The 12612-nt window shown below is 61.7% G+C and carries 12 protein-coding genes; 6 read left to right on the top strand and 6 right to left on the bottom strand.

Annotated elements, in window-relative coordinates; all coding sequences use genetic code 11:
* Position 1 precedes the first annotated feature (1 nt).
* Positions 2 to 1735 (top strand): GGDEF domain-containing protein, encoded by a 1734-nt coding sequence (locus tag ACOYNB_RS10745; protein ID WP_422839069.1) that lies wholly within the window; start codon positions 2 to 4, stop codon positions 1733 to 1735.
* A gap of 24 nt (positions 1736 to 1759) precedes the next feature.
* Here ACOYNB_RS10745 and ACOYNB_RS10740 read toward each other — a convergent pair whose 3' ends face one another.
* The 6 genes from ACOYNB_RS10740 to ACOYNB_RS10715 all read right to left on the bottom strand — a co-directional run bounded on the left by ACOYNB_RS10740 (position 1760) and on the right by ACOYNB_RS10715 (position 8648).
* Positions 1760 to 3307, bottom strand: a complete 1548-nt coding sequence (locus ACOYNB_RS10740) for an NAD(P)H-hydrate dehydratase (protein ID WP_422839068.1) — start codon at positions 3305 to 3307, stop codon at positions 1760 to 1762.
* A gap of 136 nt (positions 3308 to 3443) precedes the next feature.
* The gene (locus ACOYNB_RS10735; RefSeq protein ID WP_422839067.1) at positions 3444 to 3896 is read right to left on the bottom strand and encodes a hypothetical protein; all 453 of its coding nucleotides are present in this window, start codon (positions 3894 to 3896) and stop codon (positions 3444 to 3446) included.
* Positions 3897 to 3981: 85 nt separating this feature from the next.
* Positions 3982 to 4425, bottom strand: coding sequence for a universal stress protein (locus ACOYNB_RS10730; RefSeq protein WP_422839066.1), 444 nt, complete (start codon positions 4423 to 4425; stop codon positions 3982 to 3984).
* 18 nt (positions 4426 to 4443) lie between these two features.
* Positions 4444 to 5997, bottom strand: coding sequence for a DHA2 family efflux MFS transporter permease subunit (locus ACOYNB_RS10725; protein WP_422839065.1), 1554 nt, complete (start codon positions 5995 to 5997; stop codon positions 4444 to 4446).
* Between the two features lie 27 nt (positions 5998 to 6024).
* The gene (locus tag ACOYNB_RS10720; protein WP_422839064.1) at positions 6025 to 7149 is read right to left on the bottom strand and encodes an HlyD family efflux transporter periplasmic adaptor subunit; all 1125 of its coding nucleotides are present in this window, start codon (positions 7147 to 7149) and stop codon (positions 6025 to 6027) included.
* Between the two features lie 26 nt (positions 7150 to 7175).
* Positions 7176 to 8648, bottom strand: a complete 1473-nt coding sequence (locus ACOYNB_RS10715; protein WP_422839063.1) for an efflux transporter outer membrane subunit — start codon at positions 8646 to 8648, stop codon at positions 7176 to 7178.
* A gap of 96 nt (positions 8649 to 8744) precedes the next feature.
* On the opposite strand from ACOYNB_RS10715, the gene ACOYNB_RS10710 reads away from it, so the two are divergent.
* The 5 genes from ACOYNB_RS10710 (at position 8745) to ACOYNB_RS10690 (ending at position 12437) form a co-directional block, all read left to right on the top strand.
* Positions 8745 to 9362 carry a TetR/AcrR family transcriptional regulator C-terminal domain-containing protein gene (locus tag ACOYNB_RS10710; protein WP_422839062.1) on the top strand — a complete coding sequence of 206 codons (618 nt, stop codon included), beginning with the start codon at positions 8745 to 8747 and terminating at the stop codon, positions 9360 to 9362.
* Complete coding sequence (locus ACOYNB_RS10705) at positions 9337 to 9810, top strand: PaaI family thioesterase (RefSeq protein WP_422839061.1); 474 nt, start codon at positions 9337 to 9339, stop codon at positions 9808 to 9810. The genes ACOYNB_RS10710 and ACOYNB_RS10705 overlap by 26 nt, the downstream gene beginning before the upstream one ends.
* A gap of 235 nt (positions 9811 to 10045) precedes the next feature.
* A complete protein-coding gene (locus tag ACOYNB_RS10700) occupies positions 10046 to 10732 on the top strand; it encodes a hypothetical protein (RefSeq protein ID WP_422839060.1) in 687 nt (228 codons plus the stop codon).
* A 120-nt stretch (positions 10733 to 10852) separates the two neighbouring features.
* Complete coding sequence (locus ACOYNB_RS10695; protein WP_422839059.1) at positions 10853 to 11389, top strand: hypothetical protein; 537 nt, start codon at positions 10853 to 10855, stop codon at positions 11387 to 11389.
* A gap of 385 nt (positions 11390 to 11774) precedes the next feature.
* A complete protein-coding gene (locus tag ACOYNB_RS10690) occupies positions 11775 to 12437 on the top strand; it encodes a hypothetical protein (RefSeq protein WP_422839104.1) in 663 nt (220 codons plus the stop codon).
* Positions 12438 to 12612 lie beyond the last annotated feature (175 nt).

Below are 12612 nucleotides of genomic sequence, written 5' to 3'. Positions count from 1 at the left end.
CATGCCCTCTTCCAACGGACCGCAGTCTTCGTCCACCCCCTCTCCGGCTCAGCTGGCCAAAGCTGCGCTGCGCAGACTGGCTGAGCAGCGCCTTGAACCGACGCCTGACAACTACCGCAAGGCGTACGACGCCGAAGCGGGCATGTCGTCCAGCCCGCCGGCCAAAGAACCCGAGCCGACACCCGCTCCTTCTGACGATGGCGAGCGTTGGTCAACACTCATCACAAGACTCTTGCGGGGCGCTGAGCGCGGCGGTCGCCAATGGACAACGGCCCGCAAGAAGGACAGCCTGCAGCGCGTTCTGGAAGGCAGTAAAAGCTCGGCCACCCGCCTGCATCAGCGTCTGAGCCAACTGGTTCAAAGCTGGGACAGCGACACGCTCGACAGCACCTTACTGGAAGGTGGTAACGAGAACACTGTTGCAGAGGACAGTGCAGAGACCGCCGTGGCGCCCGCCATGTCCGTCGCCCCCAGCACAGACGCCGTTGCTACGGTCGATGCAACACCGGTGCAGAACGATGTCACGTGGCCCGGCATGGCTGTGCATTGCGTGACCTCGCTACAAGACACCGTCATGGTGGCTCTGCCGCCTGACCAAGCCCAATCTGATGAGGCCGGGCGAGCCCTGCAGGCTGCGCTCACCAAAGGGCAAGCGCTCAACCTGCCTGAAGCGGCGCATGAGCAAGTTCGACAAGAAATCACTCAAGCCTGCGATCAGGCTCGCCGTGTGATTGAGCACCGCCTGCATCTGGTCAGCCAGCTGACCGAACTGGTGCACTCGCTCACAGACAGCCTGGCTGATCTGGCCGAAGACGACAGCTGGGTGCAAGGCCAGACCCAGGCCATGCGCCACCAGTTGCAAGAGGGACTGCACAACCGTGGTGTGCGCCACATGCAGCAACTGCTGAGCGACACACGGGCGCGTCAGCTGGCGCTCAAGCGTGAGCGCGAAACCGCCCGACTGGCGCTCAAGCAACTGATTCACCAGATGCTTCAGCAAATCGCCGTGCTGGGCAACACGACCGACCGGTTCCAAAGCAAGTTGGGTGTGTACGCCGAAACCATCGGCGCCGCCGACTCGCTCGAAAGCCTGACCGGCATCGTGCGCGAAATGGTGGAAGAAAGCCGTGCCGTGCAATCGGTGGTGGCCGAAACCCAAACCCGTTTGCAAGACGAGCACACCCGCGCCAGCGAGCTGACCGAGCGTGTGCGTCATCTGGAAGACGAGATCCGCAAGCTGTCTGATGAGGTGTCCACCGACCCCCTCACCCAGATCGCCAACCGCCGTGGTCTGATGCGGGCCTTCGAAGCCGAACAGGCCCGCGTGGACCGCAACAGCGCCCCCTTGGCCGTGGGCTTGCTGGACGTCGACAACTTCAAACGCCTCAACGACCAACTGGGTCACCAGACGGGCGATGAAGCCTTGAAATTCCTGGCGCGACGCGTGACCGAGTGCCTGCGTCCGGTGGACGTGGTGGCCCGTTACGGTGGTGAAGAGTTTGTGGTGCTGCTGCCAGAAACGCCCATTGAAGAGGCGCAACAGGTTCTGACCCGTTTGCAGCGCACGCTCAGCGCCGAGTTCTTCACACACGATGACCGCAAGGTGTTCATCACCTTCTCAGCGGGTGTGACGCCCTATCGTCAGGGTGAGCCCATCGAGGCCACACTGGACCGTGCCGACGTGGCCCTTTACGAAGCCAAGCGCACGGGCAAAAACCGCACCTGTGTCAACTGAGGCTGACGTCGCCGGAATGGCGACTCAGCAGTGGCTGATCTGCTCGGCCAAGCGGCGCAACACCAGCGGAATCTGCTCGGGCAGGTCGTCGGCAATCAGGCCGGACCCGAACACATGGGCGGCATCGCCATGCAGCCAGACGGCAGCACAGGTGGCCTGCCAGGCCGGCATGCCCTGAGCCAGCAAGCCCACAATCAATCCGGCCAGCACATCGCCCGAACCAGCAGTGGCCAGGGTGGACGGCGCATGGGCGTTGATCATAGCGCGTCCATCGGGGGCAGCTATCACCGTGTCGGCGCCCTTGAGCAAGACGATGGCACCACTGAGTTGGGCCGCACGGCGGGTGCGCTCCAGCTTGCCCTCGACCGGGTCAATCACCGAGACCGGGAACAGGCGCGCAAACTCGCCTTCGTGCGGGGTCATCACCACCGGGCGACCGTGGCCCGCAATGGCCGCAAACAACAAGGCCGGATCGTCTCGGAACACCGACAAGGCATCCGCGTCGAGCACCACTGGCAGGCCACTGGCTAACATGGTCAACACCAGGGCTTTGACGCCGACCGGATGGGTACCACCTGCGGCCCCCGGCCCGATCAAGGCCGCCGTGAGTCGTGCGGTGTCAAGCAAGGTTTTCAGGCCCGACTGCCACTGCGTGGCGCCCTCGCCCGCCACTGGGTGCACCATGATGCTGGTCAGCGTGCTGGCGTACACCGGCCAGGCCGATTGCGGCACGCACACGGTCGTGAGCCCGGCGCCCACCCGCGCCGCTGCCCGAGCCGACAAGCGTGGCGCACCCGTCATGATGGGCCCGCCCCAGATCACGGCGTGTCCGCGGTGGTACTTGTGGCCGGCCTCTTCCCGATGAGGCCACACCGTCCGCCAGGCGCAGGGGCAGTTGTCCCACACGCGCACGTCCAGCGAGGTCAAGACTTCAGGCTGGATGCCAATGTCGGCCACAACCACCTTGCCGCACAGGGCACGGCCCGGCATGAGCAGGTGGCCCGGCTTTTTGCGAAAAAAGGTGACCGTCAATTCACACGGCACAGCACCGGTAGCTTCGCCGGTGTCGCCCCAGACGCCGCTGGGCACGTCCACCGCCACGATGGACAGGCCGCGCGCATGGGCTCGGCTCAAGACTTCAGCGGGCAGCCCCTCCAAGGGCTTGGACAGGCCGGCGCCAAACAAGGCATCCACGACCAACCCCACACCGTCCAGACTGGTCATGTCCAGCATCTGCCAGGCGGGCTGTTGAGGATCGTGCTGGGCGCATTCGGCCACCCAGGCATCGGCAGCCAGACGGGCATCTCCCTTGAGGGCATCCACTGGCACCATCGAGGCCACGCGCACAGGCCATCCCTGTTCACGCAGGGCAGAGGCCACCACCCAGCCATCGCCACCGTTGTTGCCGGGACCGCACAAGATCACCGTTTGCCGAGGCGCCCAGCGCGCCGTGATGGCCTGCGCCACCGCACGCCCCGCGTTGTGCATCAGGGTGATGCCGGGCGTGCCGCCCGCAATCGTGAGCGCATCGGCCTGCGCCATTTGCCCAACGGTCAAGAGTTCAAATGCCATGTCGAAAGAGCGCCACTGCCTGAGCGCCCTTGCCTGTCGTCAATGCGCCCAGTGTGCCGCCATATTCACCCCGGCAACAGCCCCAAGAAGCCGTGCGAGCCCAAAAATGACACACATGCATGTCACATGTGCAAGGTCAGTGGCACTGAACCAGGTCGGTCGTGACAAATGCCGTCTGATCTCCATCCTGGGCACTGGCGGCCACGCAATGGATGTTGTGCCCTTCCAGCACGTTGCGCTCACTGATGGCGCAGCGGTCGGTGCTGGGGCATGAGCGGGATTCCCGCTTGTCATACCAATCGTTGTGCCAGGTCAGGCGCAAATGGGGCACGGGGCGGGCCTCGGTGCCCTTGTCGGCACACTTGCCAGCGGTCACCCAAGCCTCGGCCTGGTTGGTGCTGTACGCCGCCCAAAACGTGTTGGCGTAACGCACATGCAGGCAAAACGGTGCGGCGGGCGGGCCCGAGACCGGGCCTTGCGTGGTCGAAATGCTGTCCACCATCTTCTCTTCCGAGCTGACGGGGGGGCGCACGGTGCAGGCGGCCAAAGCCACCACCGTGCTCAGGAGCAGACCAAGGCGCAGTGTCATGCCCCGCATGATCGCCTGAAAAGCCCCTCCGCAATCGCCGGGTCAAGCCAGCCAGCCGGGGGCTTTTCAGCGGTTTGACGACCGATCAACGGTAGACCAGCACCGGGATCTTCGAATGGGTGAGCACCTTGTTGGTCTCGCTGCCCAGCAGCAAGGCATCCATGCCTCGACGGCCGTGCGAAGCCATGAAGATCAGGTCGCAGCCCTGCTGCTCTGCCGCCTGGATGATGAGGACGTAAGGCTTATGCCCCTCCAGCACCACACGTTCGCAGGACACGCCGGCGTCTTGGGCCAGTTGCTGGGCCGCATCCAGAATGTGCTGGGCTGCGCCATCCAGCCGCTCACGCGCCTCTTGCAGCACATGGGGGGCGGCCACCGCGCCCACGCCCGCGTAAAAGCTGGGCGTGGGGGCCTCGGCGTAAAACAGCGTCACCCGCGCACCCGCCTCTTTGGCAAACGACACGGCACGGGCCACCGTGGCCAGCGACAGATCCGACCCGTCGGTCGGCACCAGAATGTGTTTGAACATAGGGGTTCCCTGATTCCGTCAATGACCGCCAGCACCCGGCGCCACCGTGTGCGCAGGCTTGGGTGCCAGCCAGATGATGGCTGCCGCCAAAATGAAGATCACGCCAATCACCGTCATGATCTGGTTGGTTGACAGCATGATGCTTTGCGAAAACAGCATGTAGTCGGTCACCTGATTGACCGCATCGGGCGTGGCACCGCCTTGCAGCAACAGGTTGCGCACGCTGCCGTCGCGGTCGGTCAGCCCCACCAGTTCGGCGTGGTTGCGCGTGGCCTGGTCGCTCCACACCGTGGTCACCACCGAGGTGGCAAACGCACCCGACAAGGTCCGCAAGAAGTTCATCAGACCCGCGGCCGAATCCATTTCATGCGGTTCCACACTGCCCAGCGCCAGGCCCGTGGTCGGGATGAAGAAGAACGGCAGGCCAAAGCCCATCACCGCCAGCGGCATGGCCACGTCCCAGAAGCCCATGTCGGTATTGGCCACGGTGCGCCACAGGGTGATCAGGCCCATCCACAACACACCCACAAACACCAGCATGCGCGGGTCTTTCTTCTCGGAGGCTTGCGCCACCACGGGGGCAATCAGAAAGGCGGTCACGCCGGTCCAGGCCGTGGCCAAGCCCGCATCGGTGGCGGTGTAGCCCATGAAGCTCTGCAGCCACAAGGGTGTCAGCACGCTCACGCCAAAGAAGGCCGCAAACGCCACGCTGATGGTCAGCACGCTGACCGAGAAGCCGCGATGCCGGAACACCCGCAGGTCCACGATGGGGTGGCGCTCATGCATCTCCCAGATCAGGAAGGCGGCAAACGCCACGGCCGCCACCCCGCTCAGGCCGATGATCTGGGTGGACGCAAACCAGTCCAGGTTCTTGCCCTCGTCGAGCACCAATTGCAGGGCCGCCACCCAAATGACCAGCAGGATCAGGCCCACCACGTCAAACGGGTTGCGCACCGACGCTTCCTGATAGCGTTGCAGCAGCTTCCACGCATACCAGCCAAAGCCCAGACCAATGGGCGCGTTGATGAGGAAGACCCATCGCCAGCTGTAGTCGTCACACAGCCAACCGCCCAGGATGGGGCCCACCACCGGCGCAATCAGCGTCGTCATGGACCACAGGCCAATGGCGGCGGCCACCTTCTCTTTCGGGAAGATGCGCATCAGCAGCGTTTGCGACAAGGGCATCAGCGGCCCACCGCACAGGCCTTGAAACACGCGGGCCACGACCAGCATGCCCAGGGAATTGGAGATGCCGCACAGCACCGAAAAAATGCCGAACAAGGTGAACGAGCCCACAAAGACCCGCACCGAGCCAAAGCGTGCCGCCAACCAACCCGTCAGCGGCACGGTGATGGCCTCACCCACCGCGTAGGACGTGATCACCCAGGTGCCCTGGCTGGTCGCCGCCCCCAGCGAGCCCGCAATGTTGGGCACCGCCACGTTGGCAATGGTCATGTTAAGCACGGCCACGAAATTCGCGGCGGCCAGGATCAGGGCAGCCACCCAAAGCATGCCGCCGGTCAGCGGCTGCACCGCACCCGGTGGGGCGGCGCCTGCGGTCGTTTGACTCATGGTCAACCTCGCTTCTTGGTTGGGGGATCAGTCGTGGCTGCGCGTATCGATCTCGGCGCTCATCGACAGGCCCACCTTCAGCGGATGGGCTTGCAGTTCCGCAGCATCGAGCTTCACGCGCACCGGCAGGCGTTGCACCACCTTGATCCAGTTGCCGGTGGCGTTTTGCGCCGGAATGGCCGAGAACGCTGCGCCCGAACCACCCGAGAAGCCTTCCACCACACCGTGGTAGGTCACGTCCTTGCCATACAGATCGGCATGCAACTTGACGGGCTGGCCCACGCGCACCTGGGTCAGTTGCACTTCCTTGAAGTTGGCATCCACGTACATGTCGGCCACGGGCACCACGGCCATCAGCGGCATGCCGGGCTGCACCTTCTGGCCCAGTTGCACCATGCGCTTGGCCACCACGCCATCCAGCGGGGCACGGATCACGGTGCGGTCCAGATCCACCTTGGCCTGCTCCAGCCGTGCACGGGCCAGCAGCACTTCGGGGTTGGTGTCGGGCGTGGTGTTGGCAATCAGCGAGGCATTGGCCTCTTGCGCCGCCTTGGCCGAGCGCAGGTTGGCAGCCGCTTGCGTGGCCGCGGCCTTGGCAGCATCCAGTTGGGCCGCGGCGGCGGCAAAGGCGTTCTTGGCGCGGGTCACTTCGTCACCCGATACCGAGCCCGACGCCAGCAAAGCCTCGCGGCGCTTGAGGTCGATGCTCGCGCGCTCATGGTCCGACTGGGCCGCAGCCAGCTGCGCGGCGGCGCGCTTTTCATCGGCCTCGCGGGCGGTGATCTGGGCACCGAGGTTGGCGTCGGTGGCCACATAGCTCTTCACACGGCGCAGGGCACGGTCCAGATCGGCCTGCGCTTGCGCCAGAGCCAGCTTGGCATCCGTGGGGTCGATGGTGACGAGCACATCGCCCTTCTTCACCACCTGCGTGTCCTTGGCCTTCACCTCGGCCACGATGCCGCCCACGGCGGGTGTGATCTGGGCCACTTCTGCGGCTGTGTAGGCGTTGTCGGTCGACACGAAGTGCGAGGCATACATCGTCCAGTAAGCCCCCCCGGCAATGGCGGTCAGGGCCACCACGCCCGCCAGGCCCATCAGGCGCTTGTTGCGGGTCTTGGCCAGGTTCACATCGGCGGCGTTGTTCTGAGTCATGGGTGTTCCTTGATCAAATGGGGGGCTTAGCGTTGGGCGACCTGGCTGCTGTCAGCCTGATAGCCGCCGCCGAGGGCGCGTTGCAGGCCAATGTCCAGCGTCACGGACAGGGCGCGCAAATTGGTTTGGGCGTTGAGCACTTGCAGCAAACCGTCTTCGGCCTGCAGCACATCGAGGTAGGTGGCCAGGCCGCCTTCGTAGCGGCTGCGCGCCACGCGGTGGGCTTCAGTGGCGGCGGTCACGGCTTCTTGCACCTTGTCCAGACGCTGCGTGAGCGACTGCATGCTCACGGCGCTGTCGGCCACGTCTTGCAGGGCGCGGGCCACGGTGGCGTTGTAGTTGGCCACGGCCGCTGCATGGGCGGCCTGAGCACCGCGCAATTCACCGCGCAAACGTCCCCCGGTGAAAATGGGCAGAGACAACGCCGGGCCCACACCGGCCACGCGCGACCCGCTGTTGCCCATCATGTCGATGCCCAGCGCGTGCACGCCGTAAAAGGCCGACAGGTTCACGTTCGGGTAGAACTCGGCCTTCTTCTGGTCGATGCGACTCTCTTGTGCCTCGGCCACCAGGCGGGCGGCCACGATGTCCGGGCGGCGCCCCAGCAAGTTGGCCGACAACTGCGCGGGCAGACCAAACTGACGGTCCAGCTTCAGACTGGGTCGGGCCAGTTTTTGGCTCCGGTCAGGGCCAGCCCCCAAAAAGGCGGCAAGGCGGTTGCGCTGCAAGGCAATTTGTTCGTCCACCGCCAGCAGGGCCTCTTCCGCGGCTGCGCGGCGGGCATCGGCCTGGCTCACGCTGCCACGGGTTTCCATGCCGTTGGCAAAGCGCTTGGCAAACAGCTCGGCGGTTTTGCTGCGCAGGGCCAAGCCCTTCTCGGCCGTGTCACGGTTGGCGTACAGGCGGCTCAGCTCGGCGTAGTGGGCGGCCACACCGGCGGCCAAGGCCAGACGGGCCTGCGCCAGCTCGGCCTTGCCGGCTTCCAACTCAGAGGTGGCAGCGGCCACGGCGGCGCGGTTGCGGCCCCAGAAGTCCAGCTCCCAGTGCAGGTCCAGCGTCACGCGGCCATAGTCGTGCATGCCCTTGGGCATGGCGTTGGGCGGGTACAAGAAGTTTTCGCTCAGACGCTCTTGCGACGCCATGGCGTTGGCCGACACCTGCGGCTTCAACGACGAGCCCACCAGCTCGCTCACGGCCTCGGCCCGGGCCAGTCGCGCCTGCGCGGCGGCCAAATCGGGCGAATCCTTCAAGGCCTCGTCCACCAGGGCATTGAGTTGGGCATCCCCATAGGCTTGCCACCACTGCTGCTGTGGCCACTGTGCCGAAGGCGCTTTCAGCGAGGCATCGGCCTCGAACTGACCTGCGGCTTTGAGCTGAGGGGCCGAACCCGACTCCGGCAACTGGGCGCAGCCCGCCATCAGGCAGACGGCGGCCACAGCTGTCAAAGGCAGGCCCAGGCGATGCAGGGCGCGCGAACGCAGCGTGCTACGTGAAGGCATCGTCACTCCATAAGTAAACTGTACGGTACAGTTTATGTTGTTGACGAACTTCGCGCAAGGTAAACTGAACCATCGGGTTCAAAAAAGTGGGACTTTGTGAGAACTAAGAGCGCCACACGGCGACAAGCCATCCTCGACAGCGCCGCCAAGGTGTTTCAGGAAACGGGCTACGAGCGCGCCTCCATGTCGGACATTTGCGACCAGCTTGGCTGCTCAAAAGCCACGCTGTACAGCTACTTCCCGTCCAAAGAGCAACTGTTTTTTGAAGTGGCGCTCAACGCCAGCGAAGACGAATTCCAGGCCACGCACAACGCGCTGGACCCGTCCATTGACGACATCACCGAGGCGCTGGAAACCTTTGGCCAACGCTTTCTGGACTTCATCTACTCACCCCGCGTGCAGGCCGTGCGCCGCCTGGTGATGTCGGAAGCTGGCCGGGGAGACCTGGGCCGCCGCTGCTACGACCAAGGCCCCCAACGCAGCGAGGCCGAGGTGACCCAGTTTCTGCAAGCGGCCATGTCAGCGGGCAAACTGCGCCAGGCCGACCCCAAACTGGCCGCCCTGCAACTGCGCGGCTTGCTGGAAGCCGAGTGGATTGACCGCTTCATGTTCCACCTGTTTGACAAACCTGCCGCCGACGAGGTGTCGCAAACCGTCAAACGTGCGGTGGCGTCTTTCATGGCAGCATATGGGCCCTCTCAACAAGGGGCCTGAACCCGCCAACGACCTGCCCACGCCCATGGACATCACCCTCGAAACCGCTCAACGCATCTTGCAGTCCCAGCCGTTCAGCGAACACATGGGCGCCCGGGTCACGCACTTCAGCCCCGACGGGGTGGAACTGCGCCTGCCCATCGACAGCAAACTGCACAACCAGCACGGTTTTGTGCACGGCGGCGCCTTGTCGTACATGGCCGATAACGCCCTGACCTTTGCGGGCTCGATTGCGCTGGGTACGGCCATCGTGACCTCGGAATTCAAGATCAACTACGTGCGCCCCGCCCAAGGCGCCGAACTGGTGGCCAAGGCCAAGGTTTTGCACGGTGGCACGCGGCAGGCTGTTTGCCAATGCGAGATTTTGAGCGTGAGCGATGGCAACGAACGCTTGTGCGCCATTGCGCAAGGCACCATTGCCTCACTCAGCAGTGCACGAAACACCTGACGACGTTCATCTGCACCGACACACGACGGAGGGCCCGATGGGCCCTCTTCTTTTTGCGCACGACGCGTGTCGGGTTTCCTGTCGCCTAACCTGGGCAGATTGGATACATGTGCGGCATTTCCGCTTTTCTGACGCCAACTTAGGTGATGGAACCTGTAACAGGTGTCGTGTTACAAGCAGGTTAGGCGTCAATGTAACGCGACATTTTTGTCGCCTAAAACAAAGTTAGGCTTTTATGCAAGAACTCACTTTTCGACCTCTAAGGTACCGCGACAGATGGTTTGCCTACCTGGACCTCCTCGGCTTTACAGCACTAGTTCAGTCGGGTGCGATGGAGCAAGTCCTCCCCGTTTATGCTGAAGCTCTTAAGCAAATGCATCGAGCCTGCAAATTAGGCAAGGACGAAGCAGGACTACTGTACTCATGGTTCTCTGACACGTTCATCATCTACTCGCGATCGGACAGTCTGGAAGACTTCGCCAGGGTGGAGAGCGCTGCAAGAATCTTCTTTCAACTTCTTGTGCTCAAGCGAATCCCAGTCCGCGGCTGCATCAGTCACGGAAAGCTCTATTCACAGGCCAGGTACAATATTTTTGTTGGTCCTGCATTGATTGAAGCTCACCAGTATGGAGAAGCACTTAACTGGGTTGGTTTCTGTTTAGCGCCAAGCGTCGAGAAAAAACTCGAATCAGAACTGCCACTGGATCAACGTCTCTGCTACAGAAAAATTGAAGACAGAGACGTCCTCAGAAAGGCCCCGGCCGAATACTTATACGCATTTGCCTTCAACAACGGAACGGCAAATGGGATGAGCCCCTATGAGAACGCTCTTGTAAAAATGAAGAACGCATCCCCCGAAACTGCGCGTGAAAAGTACGATTACGCCCTTACATTTCTTAGGCTTAATGCATGCGCGACATGAGCAGAAATAGTGATTTGCCTCCACCCAGGCGCTTAACGACGTGAGTGGGGCAACGTCCTTTGCACTGAAAATCAGCCTAACTGCAGGTCCAGCGCCGGCTCCACCACAAAAGGTATTTTTATGCTATTTGGCACCCTACCAATGCTCGGAATTTTTGCTCATATCTGGTGGTTCTTTGAGAGTCCAAATGCCGCTGCTTGGAGTTATCTATTTTTCTATGGCGCGCTGTACCACGCCACCTACTACACACAGCAAAGGGCCCGAGACAATGTGAACTGGGCCTCACTATCTGAGGCGTGTGACTTGAATCCACTAGAAGTTCACTCACTCCACAAGTACTATTTCTTTGCACACTATCCACGCGTAGCAAAGAATTTATCATCCGTCGCATCGCTAATGAACATCATCGCGGCTCTTGGTGCGCCATATCTCATTTACAAGGCGATGTATTTGCAAGGCGCGCTGCTCGCCATTACTATTTTCACTACTTGGCGAATTGCTCGAATGCTCAATCCGTTGTTTTTCCTAGCTAAGGACAGCTTCAACGAACAAGAGGCGGCTCAGGCCAACGAAGAGAGAATATTTCTACAAAGTGGACTATTGAAGACACACGGAAGAAGGGCCGCTTCAGCTCCGCAAACCCAAAGCGAAGGCTAGCGCATAGGGGGCAGACATGCGACGGCCAAACATCAACATCCAAGGCAAGGCGCTCCTGCTCTCAACGCCCTCTCCTTCGCGCACCAGCCTAACTGTAGGTTCAACACGGACAAAAATGCTCCGCATTTTTGCCGGTTAACCTGGGCGTTAGGCCACAAAGGAAACATCAGTGCGACTCTCAAAGGCTTTGTGCGCGGTAGTTGGTGATGTTCTGTCCTTCACCGGTTCTCACCCATCATTAGAAGCGCTCTTCATTTCTGCTGGAGCACCGGGCGAGCCACCGCCACTTGCACACCATTCCAAATGGAAGGAGTGGCTGTTTCGCGCTGGGCAAGACCCAAATACAGATAGCCTTGCAGTACTCGGTGCGGTACTAGAAGAGTTCATGGACTTGGCGCCTACGCCGAACACTGAGGCTTATGACACATGGCAGGAGCGACGACAGCGGGTTGTCAGCGCCTTGGAAGAGAACGGACTTCGCTATTACCGCTTCGGTCGCATCTTGCCGCAAGGCACTCCTGAACCAGAGCCCGGCAGCGCCGCACACCAGCCTCCGCCTCAATCGGCAACTCCTAGCAAGCCACGAACAGTCGAGGAACTACTAGAGGTTGTAGTTAAGGGTCTCCGTCGTGCTATGCACCCACTGACTCACCGAAGAAAAGGGGTTCAACCGCTTTCTTTTGGCAACGAGTACGACGTTCAAGACCTACTCCATGCGCTACTGCGCCCTTGGATTCAAGACATCAGGCCCGAGGAGTTTACGCCAAGCTATGCGGGATCAAGTACTCGCATGGACTTCTTGTTGCCAAGCCATGAGCTTGTCATTGAAACGAAAATAGTCCGAGATCGAACACATGCGAGAAAAATTGGCGATGAGTTAATCATTGACATCGAGCACTACCGAAAGCATCCCGATTGCAAGAGCCTTTGGTGCGTGGTCTACGATCCAGATCATCTAATAACAAATTCACCTGGCTTAAAGTCCGACCTCGAAGGCACCAGGACATCAAAAGATGGAGAGGTTCATGTCCGCGTCTTCGTTCTTTAGTCGAGCGGTTTGTGCCCTAACTGGTCGTTCAACGCGGACGCCAATACAGGCCATGCCTTCGGCATTTTCATGGCCTGTATTGGTACCCTCCGCACTTCGTGCTCCGGCGCCGGTTAACTAGGGCTACAAGGGCTTCCCCATCTGTCAAGCAAAAATATCCCCGGGTGATTCGCCG

The sequence above is a fragment of the Aquabacterium sp. genome (assembly GCF_049317225.1).
Taxonomy (GTDB): domain Bacteria; phylum Pseudomonadota; class Gammaproteobacteria; order Burkholderiales; family Burkholderiaceae_C; genus Aquabacterium.
This window is presented reverse-complemented; position numbering and strand designations above follow the sequence as displayed.